Source organism: Photorhabdus kayaii, from assembly GCF_025384895.1.
Lineage (GTDB): Bacteria > Pseudomonadota > Gammaproteobacteria > Enterobacterales > Enterobacteriaceae > Photorhabdus > Photorhabdus kayaii.
In genome coordinates, this window is sequence record NZ_JAJAFZ010000052.1 from 1 (window position 1) to 23,959 (window position 23,959).

The window sequence follows — 23,959 nt, forward strand, 5'->3', positions numbered from 1 at the left end:
TTCAAGTGAACTCTTTTCGGAAAGAAAAATTTGAGGAGAGGATTCTTAACGTGGCGGCAAGTTCCATTTGGTGAATGGAATTCGATTAAAACAGAGCACCAAGTAAAAATTGGCACGTTATCAACAAGTTGAAATGCCCTCCAAAAAGGAGGGCATTTAATTAGCTAACGTGTTGTAAGAATTACTTCTTATCACCACCAAAACCGGCATTCAACAGTTCTGCCAAGTTCGCAGTAGCCTCATCAACACTCACTTGTGGTGCCTCAGCAGGCTCATTCAACTGGCGACGACGTATGCGCTCCTGATGGTAAGCATAACCCGTACCAGCAGGGATCAGACGACCGACGATGACGTTTTCTTTCAAGCCACGCAGCTCATCACGTTTACCCGCAACCGCAGCCTCAGTCAGCACGCGGGTCGTTTCCTGGAACGATGCCGCAGAGATGAAGGATTCAGTCGCCAGAGACGCTTTGGTGATACCCAACAGGTCACGGCCATAAGTTGCAGGCACTTTACCTTCTTGCTCCAGCTTACGGTTTGCTACTTTAACGCGGGCATATTCAACCTGTTCGCCTTCCAAGAACTCGGAACTACCTGTACTTTCAATGGTTGCTTTACGCAGCATCTGACGAACGATAACCTCAATGTGTTTATCGTTAATCTTAACCCCTTGCAGGCGGTAAACTTCCTGAACTTCGTTGGTGATGTAACGGGTAACCGCATGAACACCACGCAGGCGCAAGATGTCGTGTGGAGACTCTGGACCATCAGAGATCACGTCACCACGTTCAACCACTTCACCTTCGAACACGTTGAGCTGACGCCATTTAGGGATCATCTCTTCGTAAGCATCACCACCATCTAATGGGGAGATAACCAAACGGCGTTTGCCTTTAGTTTCTTTACCAAAGGAGACAATACCGCTGACTTCAGCCAGGATAGCTGGCTCTTTCGGACGACGTGCTTCGAACAAGTCAGCAACACGTGGCAGACCACCGGTAATATCTTTCGTACCGCCGGATTCCTGAGGAATACGCGCTAAGGTGTCACCCGCAGAGATGCTGATGCCATCGTCTAGCTGAACAATCGCTTTGCCCGGCAGGAAATATTGAGCAGGCATATCAGTACCTGGGATCAAGACATCGTCACCCTTGGCATCAACGATTTTCAGTGCCGGACGCAAGTCTTTACCACTACCGGTACGCTCTGCACTATCCAGAACAACCAGTGAAGACAGGCCCGTCAGCTCATCCGTCTGACGGGTAATGGTCTGGCCATCTACCATGTCAGCAAAACGGATGATACCTGATACTTCACTGACAACTGGCATGGTGTGTGGGTCCCAGTTAGCAACGGTTTCACCGCCATTAACTGTTTCGCCATCACCTTTACCCAGTACCGCACCGTAAGGCACTTTATAGCTTTCTTTAGTACGACCAAATTCGTCGATCAAACACAGTTCAGTGTTACGGGAAGTAATCACCAGTTTACCTGCGGAGTTGGTCACGGATTTAGCGTTAAACAGTTTCAGGCTACCTTTATTACGCACCTGAATGCTGGATTCGGCTGCCGCACGAGACGCCGCACCACCGATATGGAACGTACGCATCGTCAACTGTGTACCCGGCTCACCGATGGACTGAGCCGCAATAACACCAACCGCCTCACCTTTATTGATAATGTGTCCGCGAGCAAGGTCACGACCATAGCAGTTAGCACAAACACCGAAGTCAGTTTCACAACTTACAACAGAACGTACTTTAATGCTGTCAACAGAGCTCTCTTCTAACAGATCACACCATTTTTCATTCAACAGGGTGTTACGTGGAAGCAGAATGTCAGCAGTACCCGGTTTCAGAACATCTTCCGCCGTCACACGACCCAATACACGCTCGCGCAGCGGTTCTTTAACATCACCACCTTCAATAACCGGCGTCATCAGAATACCGTCGTGCGTACCACAGTCATCTTCTGTAACAACCAAGTCTTGCGCCACGTCAACCAGACGACGAGTCAGGTAACCAGAGTTCGCCGTTTTCAGTGCGGTATCCGCCAAACCTTTACGAGCACCATGGGTTGAAATGAAGTACTGGAGTACGTTCAAACCTTCACGGAAGTTCGCCGTAATTGGGGTTTCGATGATGGAACCGTCTGGCTTAGCCATCAAGCCACGCATACCCGCCAACTGACGGATCTGAGCGGCAGAACCACGCGCACCGGAGTCAGCCATCATAAAGATGCTGTTGAAGGAAACTTGTTGTTCTTCCTCACCATCACGGTTAATGACTGTTTCGGTAGACAGGTTTTCCATCATGGCCTTAGCAACACGCTCGTTTGCCGCAGCCCAGATATCGATAACTTTGTTATACCGTTCGCCAGCTGTTACCAGACCAGACTGGAACTGTTCCTGAATTTCAGCAACTTCCGCTTCTGCTTCCATAATGATCCCAGCTTTTTTCTCTGGGATAACCATGTCATCAATACCAACAGATGCACCTGAACGTGCAGCGTAGGCAAAACCGGTGTACATGATCTGGTCAGCGAAGATAACCGTTGGTTTCAGGCCCATCACACGGTAACAAGTGTTCAACATCCTAGAGATAGCTTTTTTACCCAATGGTTGGTTAACCAGAGAGTAAGGCAGACCTCTTGGTACAATCATCCACAGGATTGCACGACCAATGGTTGTATCAACCAGACCCGTGCTGGTTGTGACATTACCTTCACCATCTCTCACTTCTTCAGAGATACGGACTTTAACGCGGGCATGCAGAGAAGCCAGACCTGCGCGATATACGCGTTCTGCTTCTTTAGGCCCGGTCAATACCATGCCTTCGCCTTTAGCGTTAACACAGTCACGGGTCATGTAGTATAGACCCAGAACAACGTCCTGAGATGGAACGATGATTGGCTCACCACTCGCTGGAGACAAGATGTTGTTAGTAGACATCATCAGCGCACGCGCTTCTAACTGGGCTTCCAGTGTCAGCGGTACGTGAACAGCCATCTGGTCACCGTCGAAGTCGGCGTTATATGCCGCACACACCAGTGGGTGCAACTGAATCGCTTTACCTTCGATCAGAACCGGTTCGAATGCCTGAATACCCAAACGGTGAAGTGTCGGTGCACGGTTCAGCAGAACCGGGTGTTCACGAATGACTTCATCCAAGATATCCCATACCACCGCCTCTTCACGCTCAACCATCTTTTTGGCTGCTTTAATCGTGGTCGCTAAACCACGCAGTTCCAGCTTGCCATAGATGAATGGCTTAAACAGCTCCAGTGCCATCTTCTTAGGCAGACCACACTGATGCAGACGCAGGTAAGGACCTACAGTAATTACGGAACGACCGGAATAGTCAACTCGTTTACCCAACAGGTTCTGACGGAAACGACCTTGTTTACCCTTGATCATATCAGCCAAGGATTTCAGCGGACGCTTGTTAGAACCAGTAATGGCACGACCACGACGACCGTTATCCAGCAAAGCATCGACCGCTTCCTGCAACATACGTTTTTCGTTGCGAACAATGATATCTGGCGCAGCCAGATCCAACAGGCGCTTCAAACGGTTGTTACGGTTAATAACACGACGATAGAGATCGTTCAGATCCGAAGTGGCAAAACGGCCGCCATCCAGTGGAACCAATGGACGTAAATCCGGTGGCAGAACTGGCAGAACCGTCAGAACCATCCATTCTGGTTTGTTGCCAGACTGAATAAAGGCTTCCAACAGTTTAATACGTTTGGTCAGCTTTTTACGTTTAGTTTCAGAGTTAGTTTCGTTTAACTCTTCACGCAACGTTTCACACTCATTTTCCAGATCGAGATTTTTCAGCAAAGACTGGATAGCTTCCGCTCCCATCTTCGCATCGAATTCATCACCAAACTCTTCCAGTGCATCCAAGTATTGCTCTTCTGTCAGGATCTGACTGCGTTCCAAGCTGGTCATACCGCCTTCTACAACCACATAGGATTCGAAGTACAGTACACGCTCAATATCACGCAGTGGCATATCCAGCAACAAACCGATGCGAGATGGCAATGATTTCAAGAACCAAATGTGTGCCGTTGGAGAAGCCAGTTCAATGTGACCCATACGTTCACGACGAACTTTAGTTTGGGTAACTTCTACACCACACTTCTCACAAATTACACCACGGTGTTTCAAGCGCTTATATTTACCACACAAGCACTCATAGTCCTTTACTGGTCCGAAAATACGGGCACAGAAAAGGCCGTCACGCTCAGGTTTGAACGTACGGTAGTTAATAGTTTCCGGCTTTTTCACTTCACCGAATGACCACGAACGGATCATATCTGGCGAGGCCAGAGCAATTTTGATCGCATCAAACTCTTCGGTCTTAGTTTGCGCTTTCAGAAACTTCAATAAGTCTTTCACGAAATGGCTCCTGTCGGAGTTAGACCTGTCAGGAGAGCAGCACATGCCGCTCCCCCCTATGACCAGTGCAACCACTGGCTGGTAAACTGCCCATCATATCCATTCAAGGCAGTACCAGCGGGAATACGATTTATTCGTCTTCCAGCTCGATGTTGATACCCAGAGAGCGGATCTCTTTTAACAATACGTTGAAGGATTCCGGCATACCTGGCTCCATCTGGTGGTTGCCATCCACGATGTTTTTATACATCTTGGTACGGCCGTTAACATCGTCGGACTTGACGGTGAGCATTTCCTGCAAGGTGTACGCGGCACCATATGCTTCCAATGCCCACACTTCCATCTCACCGAAACGTTGACCACCGAACTGTGCCTTACCACCCAGCGGTTGCTGAGTAACCAGGCTGTACGAACCGGTTGAACGGGCATGCATTTTGTCATCCACCAAGTGGTTCAGCTTCAGCATATACATGTAGCCAACAGTAACCTGACGCTCAAATTGCTCACCGGTACGGCCATCAAACAGGGTAATTTGACCAGAAGTTGGCAAGTCACCCAGTTTCAGCAGCTCTTTAATTTCTTTCTCTTTCGCACCATCAAACACAGGTGTCGCAATTGGCATACCTTTTTTCAGGTTTTCTGCCAAACGCATAACTTCTTCATCAGAGAAAGTGCTCAGATCAACTTTCTGACGGGTTTCATCACCCAGGTCATAAGCTTTCTGGATAAATTCACGCAGTTTGGCAACTTCCTGCTGCTGTTTCAGCATCGCATTGATCTTGTCGCCAATACCTTTCGCCGCCATACCCAGATGCGTTTCCAAGATCTGACCAATGTTCATACGTGATGGTACGCCCAATGGGTTCAGTACGATATCTACCGGAGTGCCGTTTTCATCGTAAGGCATATCTTCGATTGGGTTGATCTTGGAGATAACACCCTTGTTACCGTGGCGACCTGCCATCTTATCACCAGGCTGAATCTGACGTTTAACCGCCAGATAAACTTTGACGATTTTCAGCACACCCGGCGCCAAATCATCACCTTGAGTGATCTTACGGCGTTTAGCATCCAGTTTTTTCTCGAACTCAGTTTTGAGTTCGTCATACTGTTCAGCCAACTGCTCCAACTGATTCTGTTTCTCTTCATCAGCCAAGCCCAGCTCTAACCAACGCTCACGAGGCAGTTTATCCAGTTTCTCAGCTTCGATACCGCCAGAAATCAAAACAGAACGGATACGTGCAAACAGGCCAGCTTCAAAGATTTGCAACTCTTCTGTCAGGTCTTTCTTCGCCTGACGCAGTTGCATCTCTTCGATTTCCAAAGCACGCTTATCTTTTTCTACGCCATCACGGGTAAATACCTGTACGTCGATAACCGTACCGGATACGCCATTTGGTACGCGCAGAGAAGAGTCTTTAACATCAGACGCTTTCTCACCGAAAATAGCACGCAGCAATTTTTCTTCTGGCGTTAGCTGAGTTTCACCTTTAGGTGTCACTTTACCCACCAGAATGTCACCGCCGGTCACTTCTGCGCCAATATAAACAATACCGGACTCATCCAGTTTGGAGAGCGCAGCCTCACCCACGTTAGGGATGTCAGCCGTGATCTCTTCAGGCCCTAATTTGGTATCACGAGATACGCAAGCCAGTTCCTGGATATGAATGGTTGTAAAGCGATCTTCCTGGACGACACGCTCAGAAACTAAGATGGAGTCCTCGAAGTTATAACCATTCCACGGCATGAACGCTACGCGCATGTTCTGACCGAGCGCGAGTTCACCCAAGTCAGTAGATGGCCCATCAGCCAGTACATCGCCGCGTTCCACAGGTTCACCCAGAGAGACACATGGCATTTGGTTAATACAGGTGTTCTGGTTAGAACGGGTATATTTCGTCAGGTTATAAATATCAATACCTGCTTCACCCGGATACATTTCATCTTCGTTTACTTTGATAACGATACGAGATGCATCGACGTACTGAACTACACCACCGCGCTTAGCAACAGAAGTTACACCTGAGTCAACCGCTACTGCACGTTCCATACCTGTACCAACTAACGGCTTATCAGCACGCAGAGTAGGTACAGCCTGACGTTGCATGTTTGCACCCATCAATGCACGGTTTGCGTCATCGTGTTCCAAGAATGGGATCAAGGAAGCACCAACGGAAACCACCTGCTGAGTGGAAACGTCCATATATTCAACCTGCTCACGGTTAAATAAGCTGGATTCCCCATAACTACGACAAGTTATCAAATCTTCAACGAAGTGACCTTCATCATCTAATACGGTGTTCGCCTGTGCGATAACGAAGTTACCTTCTTCAATCGCAGACAGATAGTGAATTTCATCAGTAACAACACCATCACGAACCAGACGATACGGGGTTTCAAGGAAACCATACTCGTTAGTCTGCGCATAAACAGACAATGAGTTAATCAGACCGATGTTCGGACCTTCAGGGGTTTCGATTGGACATACACGGCCATAGTGAGTTGGGTGTACGTCACGCACTTCGAAGCCAGCACGCTCACGGGTTAAACCACCTGGACCCAATGCAGAGATACGGCGTTTGTGAGTGATTTCAGAAAGTGGGTTGTTTTGGTCCATAAACTGAGACAGTTGGCTGGAACCAAAGAATTCTTTCACCGCGGCTGAAATCGGCTTAGCGTTGATCATGTCTTGAGGCATCAGTGTATCCAGATCACCCAAGGACAGACGCTCTTTAACCGCACGCTCAACACGTACCAGACCAACACGGAACTGGTTTTCTGCCATCTCGCCAACAGAACGGATACGACGGTTACCTAAGTGGTCGATATCGTCGACTTCACCTTTACCATTGCGGATATCAATCAGTTTCTTCATGACATCGATGATGTCATCTTTACTCAGAATACCTGAGCCTTCAACTTCTTCCCGGCCCAATGAGCGGTTGAATTTCATACGACCAACCGCAGAAAGATCATAACGATCTTCTGAGAAGAACAGATTTTCAAACAGATTTTCTGCCGCTTCACGGGTTGGTGGTTCACCAGGACGCATCATGCGATAAATCTCAACCAAAGCACTCAAACGGTCATTGGTTGGATCAACACGAAGTGTCTCGGAAATATATGCACCGTGATCTAAATCGTTGGTGAACAATGTTTCGATAGATTTGTGACCAGACTGGCTCAAACGTGCCAACAGATCTAAAGAGAGCTCCATGTTAGCAGCACAGATAATTTCACCTGTATTGACATCAATGTAGTCTCTTGCAACAACTTTACCCGCAATATATTCAACAGGAACCTCAATACGGTTCACTTCGTCTTTTTCCAACTGACGGATATGACGTGCGGTAATACGACGGCCTTTTTCAACATAAACCTTGCCGTTTGCTTCAATATCAAAAGAAGCAGTTTCACCACGCAAACGTTCTGGTACCAGAGTCATTTGCAATCTGTTGTCACGAATTTCGAAAATCGTTTTACTGAAGAACAGGTTCAAGATCTCTTCAGTGCTGTAATTCATTGCACGCAGAATAATCGTTGCCGGCAATTTACGACGGCGGTCAATGCGCACAAACAGATTATCTTTTGGATCGAATTCGAAATCTAACCAAGAACCACGGTAAGGAATAATACGTGCGTTATACAGTACTTTACCGGATGAGTGAGTTTTACCCTTATCGCTGTCAAAGAATACACCAGGACTACGATGCAACTGGGAGACAATAACCCGCTCAGTACCATTGATAACAAAAGTACCGTTGTCAGTCATGAGCGGAATTTCACCCATGTAGACTTCTTGCTCTTTGATATCTTTGACCGTGCCTTCCGGTGCTTCACGTTCATAGATAACCAGACGCAGCTTAACGCGCAGAGGTGCAGAATAAGTTACACCTCGAATCTGGCACTCTTTAACATCAAACACTGGCTCACCAAGACGGTAGCTAACGTATTGCAGCTCCGAACTGCCGCTGTAGCTCTGAATTGGGAATACAGAACGGAATGCCGCTTCTAAACCATTCTGGCCTTCTGGATCTTGCTCGATAAACTTCTGGAACGAGTCAAGTTGGATAGAAAGGAGATAGGGTACATCCAACACTTGTGGACGCTTACCAAAATCCTTACGAATACGTTTTTTCTCGGTATAGGAGTAAACCATAGGGTTCCTCAGCTCGCTGATCAGTGACCCACTCTGCCCGCCCTAAAGGACAGCGCTTTACAACACTGTTTTTTCGAACAGAAAATTGAATTATTTTCCGTAATACCCATTACTATTACTCTTAAATCATTTCATTGCGTTGCGTTACATTACTACCGAGCTACCCGAGTGGATCGTAGCTGAAAACGCAGTATATTAAGTCGTCAATAGGAAAAAGTATTTGGGGGTTAATTAACAGCCAAACAGTGGAAATGCTGCTAATGCCCTACAGCGCAAAAAGGCTGGTGATTAAAAAATCACCAGCCATCAGCCTTTAAAGTCAGGCTGCTAACTTAAAACTGAACTTACTTAACCTCAACAGAAGCACCAGCTTCTTCCAGAGATTTTTTCAGTGCTTCAGCATCATCTTTGCTGATGGCTTCTTTCAGTACAGCTGGAGCGCTTTCAACCAGATCTTTAGCTTCTTTCAGACCCAGGCCAGTTGCGCCACGTACTGCTTTGATAACAGCAACTTTGTTACCGCCAATAGCAGACAGAACAACGTCAAACTCAGTTTGTTCTTCAACAGCTTCAGCAGCACCGCCAGCAGCAACAGCTACCGCCGCAGCAGCAGAAACGCCGAATTTGTCTTCCATTGCAGTGATCAGTTCAACAACATCCATAACGGACATGGCTGCAACTGCGTCCAGAATTTGTTCTTTATTGATAGACATAACAAGTGTTCCTAAAATTCAGAAATAATTTATACGTTAAAAAGCAACGAAGGAAATCGGCAATTAAGCTACTTCTTTCTGCTCGCGTGACTCGCGTAACGCAGCCAGAGTACGAACCAGTTTGCCTGCAACGGCTTCTTTCATGGTTGACATCAGGCGTGCGATTGCTTCTTCGTAAGTCGGGAGTGTTGCCAAACGGTCAATATTGGCCGCAGGAATAAACTCACCTTCAAAGGCTGCTGCTTTAATCTCGAATGCTGGATTCGCTTTCGCGAACTCTTTGAACAGACGAGCAGCTGCGCCCGGGTGTTCGTTAGAGAAAGCAATCAAGGTTGGACCAACAAACGCTTCTTTCAGGCACTCATAGGCAGTACCTTCAACAGCACGGCAGATCAACGTGTTACGAACAACACGAATGTAAACGCCAGCTTCGCGACCTGCTTTACGCAGTTCAGTCATTTTATCTACAGTAACGCCACGGGAATCCGCAACAACCGCAGACAGCGCGCCTTTGGCAACTTCGCTGACTTCAGCAACAATCGCTTGTTTGTCTTGAAGATTTAGTGCCATTAGCTTCTTGCTCCTGGATTAACCGGGAAGAACCCGGAACTCACATCGCTCATAACACCATAAAGGGGCCTGAGCTCTAAAACACGGTGAGCAGAATCCAGAAATAAATTTCATTTGGCTCTGTCACCGTCTACGCAGGAATATTAAGTAATTACTTACACCTGCGGTCTTGGACGGGGCTTGGATTAGGCCAAGCTCCAACCGAAAATTTTTTATTTAGCTAATAAAAAACTTACTAGCCAAACATAAGGCGCCAAATTTTAGACAAATCTGACGCCAAGGTAAAGCGATAATCACAATCACATTCAGCTAAAATTAAGCTGAAGCATTCAGACCAGACTGGTCAATCGCAACACCTGCGCCCATGGTAGTGGACAAGCTAACTTTCTTAATATAAATACCCTTAGCAGAAGATGGTTTGGCTTTTTTCAGCGCAACCAGCAGAGCTTCCAGGTTTTCTTTCAATTTGTCAGCGTCGAAGTTAACTTTACCAATGGTGGTGTGGATAATGCCGTTTTTATCGTTACGGTAACGAACCTGACCCGCTTTAGCATTCTGAACAGCTTCAGCAACGTTAGGCGTTACAGTACCCACTTTAGGGTTTGGCATCAAACCACGAGGACCCAGGATTTGACCTAATTGGCCAACAACACGCATTGCATCTGGAGAAGCGATAACAACGTCAAAGTTCATTTCGCCTTTTTTAACCAGTTCAGCCAGATCTTCCATACCTACCAATTCAGCGCCCGCTGCTTTAGCAGCTTCCGCATTTGCGCCTTGGGTAAATACAGCTACGCGAACGGAACGGCCAGTACCATGAGGCAGTACCGTTGCACCACGCACGTTCTGGTCAGATTTACGAGCGTCGATGCCGAGATTAACAGCAACATCAACGCTTTCTACGAATTTAGCGGTAGCCAGCTCTTTCAGCAGAACAACAGCTTCGTTAATGTCATACTGCTTAGTTGAATCCATTTTTTCACGGATTGTGCGCATGCGCTTGGTCAGTTTAGCCATCGATTAACCCTCCACTACCAGGCCCATGGAACGAGCAGTACCTTCAATTGAACGCATCATTGCGTCAACACTAGCACCGGTCATATCCGCAGCTTTAGTTTCAGCAATTTCACGAATCTGTGCGCTGGTCACTTTACCAACTTTATCTTTGTTCGGTTTGCCGGAACCCGATTTAATGCCCGCAGCTTTCTTCAGCAGAACAGCCGCTGGTGGGGTTTTAGTAACGAAAGTGAAGGAACGATCAGAATAAACAGTGATCACAACAGGAATTGGCAGACCTTTTTCAATGCTATCAGTTTTAGCATTGAACGCCTTACAGAATTCCATGATGTTAACACCCTGCTGACCCAGAGCAGGACCTACTGGAGGGCTTGGGTTAGCCATACCAGCTGCAACCTGCAACTTGACATAGGCCTGTACTTTCTTAGCCATTGATAATTTTCCTCTATGTGGGTGGTATCGCCTTTAATTTAAAAGGCTCCCCTGTCATTTCAGCCCCGCCTTATCCAGGCCAGACTACTAAAAAACAAAAGGCGCGGAATTGTATGTTAATTTCTCACCTATTGCAAGCCAGCAAAAGATACGCTCGAAAATTACGCCTTCTCTACCTGGCTGAAATCCAGCTCAACCGGTGTCGCACGACCAAAGATAGAAACTGAAACTTTCAGGCGGCTCTTCTCGTAATCGACTTCTTCCACAACACCATTGAAGTCTGCGAATGGACCATCGCTGACACGAACCATTTCGCCTGGTTCGAACAATGTTTTTGGCCGTGGTTTATCACCAACCTGCTGAAGGCGATTCATAATCGCATCAACTTCTTTATCACTGATTGGTGCCGGACGGTCAGATGTACCACCGATAAAACCCATGACGCGTGGTACGCTGCGAACAAGATGCCATGTTGCATCGTTCATGATCATTTGTACCAGCACATACCCAGGGAAGAATTTGCGTTCACTTTTGCGACGCTGACCGCTACGAATCTCAACAACTTCCTCTGTTGGCACCATCACTTCGCCAAAAGAATCTTCCATATCATGTAGTTTGATATGTTCACGTAAAGATTGTGCAACACGACCTTCAAACCCGGAAAATGCCTGTATAACATACCAACGTTTTTTTGGGGAATCTGACATCTTAGAACCTCAGGCCTGTAATAAGTGAAACTAAACGCACCAGGATACCGTCAAGACCCCAGAGGATCAAAGACATCAATGCAGTCACCGCCGCAACAATCAAAGTCGTGTGCAGCGCTTCCTGGCGAGTTGGCCAAATGACTTTGCGCATTTCAATGCGGGCTTCGCGAGCGAAAGCCAGTGTGGTTTTACCCTTTGCAGTCCAGAGCGCAGCCGCTCCCGCAAGAGCAACAATAACAACAACCGCCATCGCGCGTAGAGGAAGGCTATACTCCCGATAAAGGTAGTTTCCAACGATAGCAACCGTTAATAAGGCTGCCACTAATAGCCATTTCATTACTTCAAGACTACGCCTGCTTTCTTGAGCATCGCTATTCGTACTCATAAACCAACCTGTAACTATGATTTAAATAGATAGCCAGCTTGCCTCGCAAGAGCAAAACAAATCAGACCGAACCAAAAAATTTGAGTGATTGTATCTGACTTGGCGCCATAATTCAGTATGACATTGTATATCTGAGAGCGATATAGCCAATTCGTTGCATCAGAGCCTATCTCACCAATAATTAAAAACAACTATTGATGAGATAGGTTCTTATTAAGACAACGTACAAAAAGGGCATCGGTTGATGCCCTTTTTGTGTAATCACATCAAAAAATTAAGCGATAACTTTAGCAACAACACCAGCACCTACTGTACGGCCGCCTTCACGGATAGCAAAGCGCAGACCCTGGTCCATTGCGATTGGGGCAATCAGGGTAACTACCATCTGAATGTTATCACCTGGCATCACCATTTCCACGCCTTCTGGCAGCTCAATAGTTCCGGTCACGTCAGTTGTACGGAAGTAGAACTGTGGACGGTAGCCTTTGAAGAATGGCGTATGACGGCCACCTTCGTCTTTGCTCAGAATATAAACTTCTGATTCGAAAGTGGTGTGTGGCTTGATTGAACCTGGTTTTGCCAGTACCTGACCACGTTCGATTTCGTCACGTTTTGTACCACGCAGCAGAACACCGACGTTCTCACCCGCACGACCTTCGTCCAGCAGTTTGCGGAACATTTCTACACCAGTACAAGTGGTTTTAGTGGTATCTTTGATACCCACGATTTCAACTTCTTCGCCCACTTTAACGATACCGCGCTCTACACGACCGGTGACAACCGTACCACGGCCAGAGATAGAGAACACGTCTTCGATTGGCAGCAGGAATGGCTGGTCGATTGCACGCTCTGGTTCTGGGATGTAGCTGTCCAGGGCTTCTGCTAGTTCGATGATTTTTGCTTCCCACTCTGCATCACCTTCCAGTGCTTTCAGCGCGGAACCACGGATAACTGGCGTGTCATCACCAGGGAAATCATACTGAGACAGCAGCTCACGCACTTCCATCTCAACCAGTTCCAGCAGCTCTTCGTCGTCTACCATGTCACATTTGTTCAGGAACACGATGATGTAAGGAACGCCTACCTGACGGCCTAACAGAATGTGCTCACGCGTCTGTGGCATCGGACCGTCAGTCGCGGCAACTACCAAGATTGCGCCGTCCATCTGAGCCGCACCGGTGATCATGTTTTTCACATAGTCGGCGTGGCCTGGGCAGTCAACGTGCGCATAGTGGCGGCTTGGGGTATCGTATTCTACGTGAGAAGTAGAGATGGTGATACCACGCGCTTTTTCTTCTGGTGCATTATCAATTTGATCGAATGCACGAGCGTTACCACCGTAGGTTTTAGCCAATACAGTAGTGATAGCAGCAGTCAGGGTAGTTTTACCGTGGTCAACGTGACCGATAGTACCAACGTTAACGTGCGGTTTTGTACGTTCAAATTTTTCTTTAGACACGACTCTATTCCTTAATATCGCACCCTCATCATATTGGAGAGGGCGCTGAATCTAGATATTAAACCCGAAAAACTTATTTAGCTTTACGAGATTCGATAATAGCCTGAGCGACGTTGCTCGGCGCTTCATTGTACTTCAGGAACTCCATAGAGTAAGAAGCACGACCTTGGGTCTGAGAACGCAGGTCAGTAGCATAACCAAACATTTCAGATAATGGTACCTGAGCACGTACGATTTTACCGGTAGTCATATCTTCCATACCGTCAATCATACCACGGCGGCGGTTTAGGTCACCGATAACGTCACCCATGTAATCTTCTGGTGTTTCAACTTCAACTTTCATGATGGGTTCCAGCAGAGCTGGTTTCGCCTTCATAAAGCCTTCTTTGAAGCCCATAGAACCTGCGATTTTGAACGCCATTTCAGAAGAGTCCACTTCGTGGTAAGAGCCATCGAACAGTGCCACTTTAACGTCAACAATCGGGTAACCGGCCAGAACACCATTTTTCATTTGTTCCTGAATACCCTTATCTACTGCCGGGATATATTCTTTAGGAACAACACCACCAACGATTTCATTGGCGAATTCATAGCCTACGCCACCGGGTTCCATTGGTTCAATACGCAGCCATACGTGACCAAACTGACCACGACCACCAGACTGACGAACAAATTTACCTTCTTGCTCAACAGTAGAACGGATGGTTTCACGGTAAGCAACCTGAGGTTTACCGACGTTCGCTTCAACTTTGAACTCACGACGCATACGGTCAACCAGAACATCCAAGTGAAGCTCACCCATACCGGCGATAATAGTCTGACCAGATTCTTCATCGGTAGACACGCGGAATGATGGGTCTTCTTGAGCCAGACGACCTAAAGCGATACCCATTTTTTCCTGGTCAGCTTTAGTTTTTGGCTCAATAGCAACAGAAATGACTGGCTCTGGGAATTCCATACGCTCCAGGATAATTGGTGCGTTGATATCACACAGCGTATCACCGGTAGTCACATCTTTCAGGCCAATCGCAGCGGCGATGTCACCTGCACGAACTTCTTTAATTTCTTCACGTTTATTAGCATGCATCTGAACGATACGGCCAAAACGCTCTTTTCTGTCTTTCACTGGGTTAAGAACGGTATCACCGGAATTAACCACACCAGAGTAGACACGGAAGAAGGTCAAGTTACCAACGAACGGGTCAGTAGCGATTTTAAACGCCAGTGCCGAAAATGGTTCGTTGTCGTCAGAATGACGTTCTGCCGACGTATCTTTACCGTCTGGCAGAATACCTTTAATGGATTCAACATCCGTTGGTGCTGGTAGGTACTCAATAACTGCATCCAGCATTGCCTGAACACCTTTGTTCTTAAATGCAGAACCACAGGTAACCAGGATGATTTCGTTAGTCAGAACACGATGACGCAGACCAGCTTTGATCTCTTCTTCAGTCAGTTCTTCACCGCCAAGGTATTTTTCCATCAGCTCTTCTGATGCTTCCGCAGCGGCTTCAATCAAATTGCTACGCCATTCTTCCGCCAGATCCTGCATATCAGCTGGGATATCTTCGTAAGTGAAGGTGGTTCCCTGATCTTCATCGTTCCAGTTGATGGCTTTCATTTTCACCAAGTCAACAACACCGGTGAACGCATCTTCTGCACCAATGGCTAATTGCAGAGGTACTGGGTTTGCCGCCAAGCGAGTTTTGAGCTGCTCAACAACGCGTAAGAAATTCGCTCCCATACGGTCCATTTTGTTAACGAACGCAATACGTGGAACTCTATATTTATTTGCCTGACGCCATACGGTTTCGGACTGTGGCTGAACACCACCAACCGCACAATAAACCATTACGGCACCGTCAAGAACACGCATGGAACGTTCTACTTCGATGGTGAAGTCAACGTGCCCTGGAGTGTCAATGATGTTGATACGGTGCGCATCAAACTGCTTAGCCATACCTGACCAGAAAGCAGTTGTTGCTGCGGAGGTGATGGTAATACCACGCTCCTGCTCCTGTTCCATCCAGTCCATAGTAGCAGCGCCATCATGAACTTCACCGATCTTATGGTTTACACCAGTGTAGAACAGAATACGTTCGGTAGTGGTGGTCTTACCGGCGTCGATGTGTGCACTGATACCGATGTTACGGTAGCGTGCAATGGGTGTTGTACGAGCCATTTGATTCCTCTATTCCTAGGACGTTCAATGTAAATCTGGGTGGCAGAACAGCCACCCAGGGCATCATCACTACGATGAGATTACCAACGGTAGTGTGCGAACGCCTTGTTAGCTTCTGCCATACGGTGAACGTCTTCACGTTTCTTAACAGCAGTGCCTTTATTCTCGGCTGCATCAGATAATTCGTTCGCCAGGCGCAGGGCCATAGATTTATCACCGCGTTTACGAGCAGCTTCAACGATCCAACGCATTGCTAACGCATTGCGACGAACCGGACGAACTTCAACTGGAACCTGATAAGTAGAACCACCAACACGGCGGGACTTAACTTCCACGGTTGGACGCACATTATCCAATGCAAGTTCAAACGCTTCCAGGTGCTCTTTACCAGAGCGCTGAGCCAGGGTCTCAAGCGCACTATATACAATTGCTTCCGCAGTAGATTTTTTACCATCTACCATCAGGATATTGACGAATTTGGCCAGTAATTCAGATCCAAACTTTGGATCTGGCAGAATTTTACGCTGACCAATTACACGACGACGTGGCATGGAAATACTCCGTTTCGAATTCAGGGTTGTCCAAAACTCTATGAGTTTATTTTGACATTAAGGTAAATAATGTTTGGCCTTACTTAACGGAGTACCATTAAGCTTTTGGCTTCTTCACACCGTACTTAGAGCGACCTTGTTTACGGTCTTTAACACCGGAACAGTCCAGTGCACCGCGAACAGTATGGTAACGCACACCTGGCAAGTCTTTAACACGACCGCCACGGATCAGAATTACGGAGTGTTCCTGCAAGTTGTGGCCTTCACCACCGATGTAAGAAGAAACTTCGTAACCGTTAGTCAAACGCACACGACATACTTTACGCAGTGCAGAGTTTGGTTTTTTAGGGGTGGTGGTATATACGCGAGTACATACGCCGCGCTTCTGCGGGCAAGCTTCCAGAGCAGGAACGTTGCTTTTTGCAACCTTCATGCTACGGGGTTTGCGCACCAGCTGGTTAATAGTTGCCATTATTAAAAAAACTCCTGGTTTTTTTGCTTCGTAAACACGGATTAAATCTCTTGTCTGCCTAACGGCAAAACACGAGGACGCGGAATTTTATGGCTGACTCGCCAAGGTGTCAAGAAATATACAGCTTTTTCTCAACTACCAGGCGAATTGTTGATGGTGTTTTACCGTCAGGTTAACAAAGTCAGTATAGTCGATCACTTGCACTTTGTCTGAAACCTGATCGCCCAATCCCCGCGCCTCAATATCTTCTTTTAGCGCATACAATGTAGCACCACGACTAATCAACGCCGGCAGATAGCAATTACCCTCAATACCTGCCAGTACACCATCCTGAATAAATAAGATGTCATCACCACTGGCAAGCAGCTTGGATATCACATTAAAATCACATTGATATGGCGATCGGCCAACAGTATATAGCATCTCATTGTCCTTCCAATAGCTCAGAATGTCAGCACAACATCATAGTCAACCAGTTTCTCACGGATCGTTTCTGCGGGTATCAGTTTCGCATCCAGAACAAAATGATTGACTGAGCTTAATCCACGCATAACAAGGTCTTCCTGGCACAAATAACATTCCTCAATATCGTACAAAGGCAACACCTTAAAAGTAGCGATATAGTTTCTGGAGAGAATTCTGTCAGGCTGCTGACCTGGTAATAGTTGAAACACACCGTCAGAAATAAAAAATACACCTATCTTTTCTGTTAATGCCGAAGTTGCCAGTAATGCATCTAGACCTTCTCTACCCCCTGCATCACCATGAGGTGCTTTAGTGAAGACAAAAGCAATTTTTTTCATTTTTGCCTCTCAGAATTGCACCACACGGTCACAAGTTAACATAGCTTCAGCCAGTGTTCCCAATCCGCTTAATTCAAACCCTTCAGCCAAGTTTGCTACCGGTAAATTCAACTCACTTGCCTGCTGAACATCAAGAATACCACGGCGAAGGGCAGCGGCAATACAAATGTGCATGCTAAACCGGTGCTCCGTTGCCATCATCTGCCATGCGCTAACCAAGTTAAACTCATCACTGGCTGGTGCAGTCAACTGATTGCCGTTATAAACCCCTTCCCGATAAAAAAATACAGTATTAAGTTTATGCCCCATCAAAATCAAAGCTTGCGCGAATTGGTAAGCACTGCTGGCTTGTTGGGTGCCATATGCAGGCCCCGTAACCAGCAGACAATAAGACAGCGAAGACATTACCGCTCAGGCCCTAAACATTCACCATTTTTAAACTGACGAATATAGAGATAAACAGTATGCTTAGAAATATTTAAACGCTCAGCAACCTGATTGATTGCATCTTTAATATCAAAAATACCTTTCTCATAGAGATTCAGAACCACCTGTCTGTTCTTGGCATTATTGGATACACTGCGATCAATATTAACTTCTTCGATAGTATACTCCAGCGTTTGCGCAACCAAATCATCCACGGATGAGGCAAAATTTACATTTGGTGCGACATCATGTGTTTCCTCTGGAATAAATGTCTGAATAATTTCAGAGAAAGGGACATCAAGATTCATATTGATGCACAAGAGGCCGATCACTCGGCGATTCCGGTTGCGGATCGCAATCGTGACTGACTTCATCAATGAACCGCTTTTCGCTCGGGTAAAATAGGCTTTGGATGCACTACAGTCTTCGTCTGTAATGTCATGTAACATACGCAGCGCAAGATCAGTAATAGGTGAACCTATTTTACGACCGGTATGTTCTCCGTTGGCTATTCTGACAGCTGAACATTTCAGATCTTCCAATGAATGAAGGACAATCTCACAATGCCCACCAATTAGCATAGCCAAGCCATCAACTGCGGCTTCATAAGACTTTAAAATTTCGTGGTCCGTTTCAGTAAACGGTTGGTTTTCCAGTAAATCGACATCACTGATATCACCAGATAATAACGGGTTAGACATTAAATACACCATCCTTCAATCGCAGACAACGTCTTGCTAAAAACACAACGTGATAAACCTATAAAAATTTCTTGTGAAAACTCAATTATTGCAGCTTAACAGAGATCCTAATCAAAGATCTTTGCATTCACATGAAATATTGACGTTAAAACCACATGACATCATCGTCAAGCCATTGCTACTCAGACATTTGGTCTCTATCACAGCTTTCAGTAACAAAAAACCGTTGACAGAATCTCTACCAACGGTTTTATCCATATTCATCAAAGATATTTAGCGAATATACCCGTTATCTTTCAAGTTGCCTCTTTGTTGGCTGCACTCGCGATGCATCTTAAAATCCATGGGGTATAGCTTACTTAGCTTTGGTCTCCGCTTTAACATCCAGCAACTCAATATCAAATACTAGTGTCGAATTTGCAGGAATACCGGGCAGATCCGCTTTACCATAGGCCAGCTCTGGTGGAATAACCAATTTAATTTTTCCACCTTTTTTCACATTCTGTAAACCTTCTGTCCAACCTGGGATAACGCTATCCAGGCGAATAGAAAGGGGTTCATTACGTTTATAGGAACTATCGAACTCTTTACCGTCAATCAATGTCCCCCGATAGTTCACAACTACCGTGTCGCTTGCCACAGGCTTCTTACCGCTGCCTTCCTTCTCTATTTTATATAAAAGGCCGGTTTTACTCTTAATGACCCCCTTTTCCTTAGCAAATTCTTCACGATATTTAACGCCTTTAGCTTCATTCTCTCTGGCTTCTTTTTCCATCTTAGCTTCAGCGGCAGATTTCACTTTACCTTCAAATGCACGCAGCGTATTTTCAATTTCGCTGTCAGTCAGTTTGCTCTTGTTATTAAAAGCATCCTGCACACCCGATAACAATTGATCTTTATCCAATGGGATACCCAGAGATTTCTGTTCTTTCAGGGTGTTTTGCATATAACGCCCTAAAGATGCGCCCAGAGCATAAGCATTTTGCTGATCTTCTGTTTTAAATGCGCTGTTCAATTCTGTGCTACTCTGACTATCTGCTTTAGCCGCCAGCACCTGAGGGGCACTGAAAGCCATCGCTAATGTGGTAGCAAGCAGGGTAATTTTAAACAATGATTTCATCTGTTTCTCCAATAGCTTTGGGGGATTTTACCGTCAGCAAAAGTTATGCAACCAAGTCACTATAACCGTCTACAGGAGCACAATACAATATTTGCCATTTTTTAGTGCCCCCAAGCTTATTAGGACAACATGAATGACAAGAGGTTTCATAACAACCGCATTTCACAGAATATTCTGGGCATAGTAGGCTACTCTTAATTAATATGAGGCATCTAACACGGGTAATACAGGACCTGAAACGGGAGAAAATCATGGATCTGTCAGAATTTGAGCAACGGCTTGAACATTTGGAAAGCCGAGTTGCCTTTCAGGAAATCACTATCGAAGAGTTGAACGAGGTGGTTACTGAACAACAAATGGAGATAGCTAAATTAAGGGAGCATTTGCGGTTGATGACAGAACGATTGAAAGCCACTCAACCCTCAATGGTCGCTTCACAGTCTGAAGAAACACCACCACCTCATTACTGATTTTGACTAAGTAAAACTATACACAGGGCAAGTAAGAGAAACCAACTATCCCAAGCTTGCCCCACTTTTTTGAATATTAAAGCTTGACAACCTGCTTTAATTTATCAGTGGCAACTCCCGCCACCGCAGCACCCATTCCCTTCATTATGGTGATGATGACCGTCGTCATCACCGTGACCACCGCAGCACCCTTCACCATGTTCGTGACCATGAGCACCATGAACATGACCATGAGCCAGTTCTTCTTCAGTCGCTTCACGGATGGCAATAACTTCAACATTGAATTTTAGATTCTGACCAGCCAGCATATGGTTACCATCAACCACAACATGCTCATCTTCAACTGCTGTAATTTCTACGGGTACTGGCCCCATATCGGTATCAGCCAGGAAACGCATGCCAACTTCCAGTTCATCAACACCAACAAAGACATCTTTTGGCACACGCTGAACCAGATTGTCATCATACTGACCATAGGCATCATCAGCCTGTACGCTGACATCAAAACTCTCACCCGCCTCACGGCCTTCTAGCGCCTTTTCCAAACCGCTGATCAATGAACCACGGCCATGCAGATAGTCCAACGGCGCACTCGCCGGTGACTCATCAACTAAAACACCATCTTCTGTTCTTACTTGATAAGCCAAGCTAACTACCAAATCTTTTACTACTTTCATGACATCTCCTACCCGTGGGTCTAAAAATTTTACCGATTGTAGCGGAATTTTCAGTCTCTGTACTCACTCGCGCTAATATTCACATAATTATTGTGGGGTAAAAATACCAATAACCTGCTCTTGCTTTCTAACATGAGGGGTCACTTTCTCATCAGTCTGGCGTTGTTGGTGACCACAATGGACACATTCCACCACATCCACCTGATCTTCTTGCCACATTGCCAGCGTGTCCTGAGAGTGACATTCTGGGCAGACAGCACCGGCAATAAATCTCTTACGGCTTATTGACATGATTTGCTCCGCTATTATTCATGTATTCATGCTCATTCCAACCATCTGGTTGGCGACGTTCATTCAGCATTTCCCGTTCGAATAGCTCTTCCAGTTCCCGTCGCGCCTCTTTTATACGAGATATGTGAGCCACATCACCCTGTAGCTGCGGCATAAGTTCTCTTAGCATCCGCATATCTAACCGCTGGAAATGTTGTTTTGCTCGATTAGCTTTATGCGGATGCATTCCCAATTCGACTAAGGCTTTACGCCCCAGTTCCAGGGCACTGGAGAAAGTTTCACGGGTGAAATTTTCTATTCCATTTTGTAGCAGTTCATGCGCTTCCAGGCGTCCTCTGGCTCGCGCCATAATATGCAGATTAGGGAAATGTTTCTGGCATAAATGAACGATCATCATGGTATCTTCCGGCTCATTACAGGTGATGACTATCGCTTTGGCTTTCTCCGCGCCTGCCGAACGTAGCAGCTCCAATTCAGCCGCATCACCATAATAAACTTTATAGCCATAACGCCGCATAGTACTCACAGCACTGACATCGCGTTCTAACACCGTTATACGGATTTTATTCACCATTAGAAGACGACCGATTACCTGTCCGAACCGGCCAAAACCCACTAAAATCACCTGCGGATCATCATCTTCTACAAAGGGCTGTTCATCTGTCTCATCTTTGGCATTATAACGGCGTGCCAGAATAGCATCTATCAATTGCATGACCAGCGGCGTTGTCATCATCGATATCGTCACCACGACCAGCAACAAAGCCATCTGCCCACTATTGAGCACATTCTGGCTCAGTGCAGCAGAAAACAGAACAAAGGCGAATTCTCCCCCTTGGCTGAGTACGCCGGAAAATTGCAAGCAGGATGCCCCCCGTAAGCCAGCACTCATTGCGATAAGATACAGAACAATGCCTTTCACCATCACCAAAGCCAGCACACCAAGTAGTACTTCGGACAGATGTATCAGTAATACCCCTAGATTCAGAGACATACCGACCGAAATAAAAAACAACCCCAACAGCAATCCTTTGAACGGTTCTATGGAGATTTCCAGTTCATGGCGGTATTCACTATCTGCCAGTAATACTCCGGCGATAAAGGTTCCGAGTGCCATAGAAAAACCGAGCGCTTCCATAAATAGCGCTGAGCTGAGTACCACCAGTAACGCCGCCGCAGTAAATAACTCACGTACTCCAGCTCTGACGACCAAACGGAACAGCGGACGTAACAGATAACGGCCACCGAGCAACATGCCAGCAAAAGCAGCAATTTTTAACGCTATTCGATACCAGTCACCGGAGGCTGTTCCACCTGCCAACAACGGAATCAATGCCAAAGCCGGGATCACCGCCATATCTTGAAATAGCAAAACCGAGAAACCAAGCTGCCCGCCTTCATTGCGGTTCATGCCCTTCTCTTTCATGAGTTGCAGGGCCATTGCCGTTGAGGACATCGCCATACCGATACCACCAATAACCGCCGCTTGCCATGAAAAATCGGTCAGATATAACAACACAGCCAGCACACTCGCCGTGAAAATAACCTGAGCTGCACCAACACCAAAAATAGATCGTCTGAGTTGCCAGAGTTTAGCGGGGTTAAGTTCAAGGCCGATGATGAACATCAGGAAAACAATCCCTAACTCCGAGAAATGAAGAATATCATCAACATCCCTGATAAAACTCAACCCCCACGGACCCAAGACAATCCCTGCCAACAAATAACCTAATACTGCCCCAATCTTGCATTTCTGTGCGATTGGCACTGCTACAACGGCAGCAAATAAAAACAATACACCGGCGCTCAATTGCGCTGAATGCTCCATAACTTATAGCCCTCCTAATGATAATGGCGATTTGAGCCACTCACGATAAGCATTAGCATGGATGGCAAGAAGTTCAGGTTTTCGACGGCGTGCCCAATAAATAATAATGGGTGATAACCAATGCATACGGCACATCGCCGCAGTGAGTTCAAAAGGACGAAGGATCTCTTCCATTGAATAGAGATTATACCCATCAGCCTGGAAAGTGCCTTCCGGCTCCCCAGTAGTAATCACTGAACGCCAATATTTTCCCTGTAATGCCAACCCGGTAATACCACTGGCAAACCCCCGAGTCAGCACACGATCCATCCACTCCTTTAATAAAGCTGGACAACTGTAGGTATACAGTGGGTGTTGAAAGACAATCACCTGATGCTCTCGAAGTAGCTGTTGCTCATGATGAACATCAATAAAAAAATCTGGATAGGCTCCATATAAGTCGTGAACCGTAACATGCTCTAAACCTTGCACAGGTTGTAACAAAACACGATTTGCTACTGAATCCTGTGGCTCAGGATGGGCATACAGCAGCAGGACTTTAGGCGGCTGTAACATCGTTCCCTCCTCAAGAACGTGTCAGGACACGTATTTTCC

The 23,959-nt window shown here is 46.4% G+C and carries 22 protein-coding genes; 1 reads left to right on the forward strand and 21 read right to left on the reverse strand.

Features of this window, described 5'->3' with window-relative positions:
* Positions 1-181 precede the first annotated feature (181 nt).
* From rpoC to fkpA, 17 genes are all read right to left on the reverse strand, one after another.
* Complete coding sequence (gene rpoC / locus LGZ98_RS17075) at positions 182-4,402, reverse strand: DNA-directed RNA polymerase subunit beta' (protein ID WP_113043077.1); 4,221 nt, start codon at positions 4,400-4,402, stop codon at positions 182-184.
* A 130-nt stretch (positions 4,403-4,532) separates the two neighbouring features.
* On the reverse strand, positions 4,533-8,561 hold the full coding sequence (gene rpoB / locus LGZ98_RS17080; RefSeq protein ID WP_113043079.1) for a DNA-directed RNA polymerase subunit beta: 4,029 nt from the start codon (positions 8,559-8,561) through the stop codon (positions 4,533-4,535).
* Between the two features lie 344 nt (positions 8,562-8,905).
* Positions 8,906-9,274, reverse strand: coding sequence for a 50S ribosomal protein L7/L12 (gene rplL, locus LGZ98_RS17085; protein WP_113043081.1), 369 nt, complete (start codon positions 9,272-9,274; stop codon positions 8,906-8,908).
* Between the two features lie 63 nt (positions 9,275-9,337).
* The gene (rplJ, locus tag LGZ98_RS17090) at positions 9,338-9,844 is read right to left on the reverse strand and encodes a 50S ribosomal protein L10 (RefSeq protein WP_112879332.1); all 507 of its coding nucleotides are present in this window, start codon (positions 9,842-9,844) and stop codon (positions 9,338-9,340) included.
* A 315-nt stretch (positions 9,845-10,159) separates the two neighbouring features.
* Positions 10,160-10,861, reverse strand: a complete 702-nt coding sequence (rplA, locus tag LGZ98_RS17095) for a 50S ribosomal protein L1 (RefSeq protein WP_113043082.1) — start codon at positions 10,859-10,861, stop codon at positions 10,160-10,162.
* Positions 10,862-10,864: 3 nt separating this feature from the next.
* Positions 10,865-11,293 carry a 50S ribosomal protein L11 gene (gene rplK / locus LGZ98_RS17100; RefSeq protein WP_011144821.1) on the reverse strand — a complete coding sequence of 143 codons (429 nt, stop codon included), beginning with the start codon at positions 11,291-11,293 and terminating at the stop codon, positions 10,865-10,867.
* Between the two features lie 161 nt (positions 11,294-11,454).
* Positions 11,455-12,000, reverse strand: a complete 546-nt coding sequence (gene nusG, locus LGZ98_RS17105) for a transcription termination/antitermination protein NusG (protein ID WP_011144820.1) — start codon at positions 11,998-12,000, stop codon at positions 11,455-11,457.
* Between the two features lies 1 nt (position 12,001).
* Positions 12,002-12,385: a preprotein translocase subunit SecE gene (gene secE / locus LGZ98_RS17110; RefSeq protein WP_112879334.1), complete on the reverse strand. Its 384-nt coding sequence runs from the start codon at positions 12,383-12,385 to the stop codon at positions 12,002-12,004.
* A gap of 274 nt (positions 12,386-12,659) precedes the next feature.
* Positions 12,660-13,844, reverse strand: coding sequence for an elongation factor Tu (tuf, locus tag LGZ98_RS17115; RefSeq protein WP_113043084.1), 1,185 nt, complete (start codon positions 13,842-13,844; stop codon positions 12,660-12,662).
* A gap of 73 nt (positions 13,845-13,917) precedes the next feature.
* Positions 13,918-16,026 (reverse strand): elongation factor G, encoded by a 2,109-nt coding sequence (fusA, locus tag LGZ98_RS17120; RefSeq protein ID WP_112895473.1) that lies wholly within the window; start codon positions 16,024-16,026, stop codon positions 13,918-13,920.
* Positions 16,027-16,106: 80 nt separating this feature from the next.
* Positions 16,107-16,577, reverse strand: a complete 471-nt coding sequence (gene rpsG / locus LGZ98_RS17125; protein ID WP_011144816.1) for a 30S ribosomal protein S7 — start codon at positions 16,575-16,577, stop codon at positions 16,107-16,109.
* A 97-nt stretch (positions 16,578-16,674) separates the two neighbouring features.
* Positions 16,675-17,049 (reverse strand): 30S ribosomal protein S12, encoded by a 375-nt coding sequence (gene rpsL / locus LGZ98_RS17130; RefSeq protein ID WP_011144815.1) that lies wholly within the window; start codon positions 17,047-17,049, stop codon positions 16,675-16,677.
* A 135-nt stretch (positions 17,050-17,184) separates the two neighbouring features.
* A complete protein-coding gene (tusB, locus tag LGZ98_RS17135) occupies positions 17,185-17,472 on the reverse strand; it encodes a sulfurtransferase complex subunit TusB (protein WP_113043085.1) in 288 nt (95 codons plus the stop codon).
* Between the two features lie 20 nt (positions 17,473-17,492).
* Positions 17,493-17,852, reverse strand: a complete 360-nt coding sequence (tusC, locus tag LGZ98_RS17140; protein WP_113043087.1) for a sulfurtransferase complex subunit TusC — start codon at positions 17,850-17,852, stop codon at positions 17,493-17,495.
* 9 nt (positions 17,853-17,861) lie between these two features.
* Complete coding sequence (gene tusD / locus LGZ98_RS17145) at positions 17,862-18,257, reverse strand: sulfurtransferase complex subunit TusD (RefSeq protein WP_113043088.1); 396 nt, start codon at positions 18,255-18,257, stop codon at positions 17,862-17,864.
* Positions 18,257-18,979 (reverse strand): helix-turn-helix transcriptional regulator, encoded by a 723-nt coding sequence (locus LGZ98_RS17150; RefSeq protein ID WP_036779966.1) that lies wholly within the window; start codon positions 18,977-18,979, stop codon positions 18,257-18,259. The genes tusD and LGZ98_RS17150 overlap by 1 nt, the downstream gene beginning before the upstream one ends.
* Before the next feature lie 355 nt (positions 18,980-19,334).
* On the reverse strand, positions 19,335-20,099 hold the full coding sequence (gene fkpA, locus LGZ98_RS17155; RefSeq protein WP_113043089.1) for an FKBP-type peptidyl-prolyl cis-trans isomerase: 765 nt from the start codon (positions 20,097-20,099) through the stop codon (positions 19,335-19,337).
* A gap of 251 nt (positions 20,100-20,350) precedes the next feature.
* Between fkpA and LGZ98_RS17160 the strand changes: the two genes are divergently transcribed.
* Complete coding sequence (locus LGZ98_RS17160; RefSeq protein WP_228901089.1) at positions 20,351-20,569, forward strand: protein SlyX; 219 nt, start codon at positions 20,351-20,353, stop codon at positions 20,567-20,569.
* Positions 20,570-20,673: 104 nt separating this feature from the next.
* Here the strand turns inward: LGZ98_RS17160 and slyD are convergent, their stop codons facing one another.
* From slyD to kefG, 4 genes are all read right to left on the reverse strand, one after another.
* Positions 20,674-21,246, reverse strand: a complete 573-nt coding sequence (slyD, locus tag LGZ98_RS17165) for a peptidylprolyl isomerase (protein ID WP_113043091.1) — start codon at positions 21,244-21,246, stop codon at positions 20,674-20,676.
* A gap of 87 nt (positions 21,247-21,333) precedes the next feature.
* A complete protein-coding gene (locus LGZ98_RS17170) occupies positions 21,334-21,537 on the reverse strand; it encodes a YheV family putative zinc ribbon protein (protein ID WP_113043092.1) in 204 nt (67 codons plus the stop codon).
* The gene (gene kefB, locus LGZ98_RS17175; RefSeq protein ID WP_113043093.1) at positions 21,521-23,365 is read right to left on the reverse strand and encodes a glutathione-regulated potassium-efflux system protein KefB; all 1,845 of its coding nucleotides are present in this window, start codon (positions 23,363-23,365) and stop codon (positions 21,521-21,523) included. Before kefB ends, LGZ98_RS17170 begins: the two co-directional genes overlap by 17 nt.
* A gap of 3 nt (positions 23,366-23,368) precedes the next feature.
* Positions 23,369-23,920, reverse strand: coding sequence for a glutathione-regulated potassium-efflux system ancillary protein KefG (kefG, locus tag LGZ98_RS17180; RefSeq protein ID WP_112879349.1), 552 nt, complete (start codon positions 23,918-23,920; stop codon positions 23,369-23,371).
* Between the last annotated feature and the right edge of the window lie 39 nt (positions 23,921-23,959).

What these genes read in the sequence shown, in the direction of transcription:
- rpoB (WP_113043079.1), bottom strand. Translation starts at nt 8,561, where the DNA reads ATGGTTTACTCCTATACCGAGAAAAAACGTATTCGTAAGGATTTTGGT.
- rplL (WP_113043081.1), bottom strand. Translation starts at nt 9,274, where the DNA reads ATGTCTATCAATAAAGAACAAATTCTGGACGCAGTTGCAGCCATGTCC.
- rplJ (WP_112879332.1), bottom strand. Translation starts at nt 9,844, where the DNA reads ATGGCACTAAATCTTCAAGACAAACAAGCGATTGTTGCTGAAGTCAGC.
- rplA (WP_113043082.1), bottom strand. Translation starts at nt 10,861, where the DNA reads ATGGCTAAACTGACCAAGCGCATGCGCACAATCCGTGAAAAAATGGAT.
- rplK (WP_011144821.1), bottom strand. Translation starts at nt 11,293, where the DNA reads ATGGCTAAGAAAGTACAGGCCTATGTCAAGTTGCAGGTTGCAGCTGGT.
- nusG (WP_011144820.1), bottom strand. Translation starts at nt 12,000, where the DNA reads ATGTCAGATTCCCCAAAAAAACGTTGGTATGTTATACAGGCATTTTCC.
- secE (WP_112879334.1), bottom strand. Translation starts at nt 12,385, where the DNA reads ATGAGTACGAATAGCGATGCTCAAGAAAGCAGGCGTAGTCTTGAAGTA.
- fusA (WP_112895473.1), bottom strand. Translation starts at nt 16,026, where the DNA reads ATGGCTCGTACAACACCCATTGCACGCTACCGTAACATCGGTATCAGT.
- rpsG (WP_011144816.1), bottom strand. Translation starts at nt 16,577, where the DNA reads ATGCCACGTCGTCGTGTAATTGGTCAGCGTAAAATTCTGCCAGATCCA.
- rpsL (WP_011144815.1), bottom strand. Translation starts at nt 17,049, where the DNA reads ATGGCAACTATTAACCAGCTGGTGCGCAAACCCCGTAGCATGAAGGTT.
- tusB (WP_113043085.1), bottom strand. Translation starts at nt 17,472, where the DNA reads ATGCTATATACTGTTGGCCGATCGCCATATCAATGTGATTTTAATGTG.
- tusC (WP_113043087.1), bottom strand. Translation starts at nt 17,852, where the DNA reads ATGAAAAAAATTGCTTTTGTCTTCACTAAAGCACCTCATGGTGATGCA.
- tusD (WP_113043088.1), bottom strand. Translation starts at nt 18,257, where the DNA reads ATGTCTTCGCTGTCTTATTGTCTGCTGGTTACGGGGCCTGCATATGGC.
- LGZ98_RS17150 (WP_036779966.1), bottom strand. Translation starts at nt 18,979, where the DNA reads ATGTCTAACCCGTTATTATCTGGTGATATCAGTGATGTCGATTTACTG.
- fkpA (WP_113043089.1), bottom strand. Translation starts at nt 20,099, where the DNA reads ATGAAATCATTGTTTAAAATTACCCTGCTTGCTACCACATTAGCGATG.
- LGZ98_RS17160 (WP_228901089.1), top strand. Translation starts at nt 20,351, where the DNA reads ATGGATCTGTCAGAATTTGAGCAACGGCTTGAACATTTGGAAAGCCGA.
- slyD (WP_113043091.1), bottom strand. Translation starts at nt 21,246, where the DNA reads ATGAAAGTAGTAAAAGATTTGGTAGTTAGCTTGGCTTATCAAGTAAGA.
- LGZ98_RS17170 (WP_113043092.1), bottom strand. Translation starts at nt 21,537, where the DNA reads ATGTCAATAAGCCGTAAGAGATTTATTGCCGGTGCTGTCTGCCCAGAA.
- kefB (WP_113043093.1), bottom strand. Translation starts at nt 23,365, where the DNA reads ATGGAGCATTCAGCGCAATTGAGCGCCGGTGTATTGTTTTTATTTGCT.
- kefG (WP_112879349.1), bottom strand. Translation starts at nt 23,920, where the DNA reads ATGTTACAGCCGCCTAAAGTCCTGCTGCTGTATGCCCATCCTGAGCCA.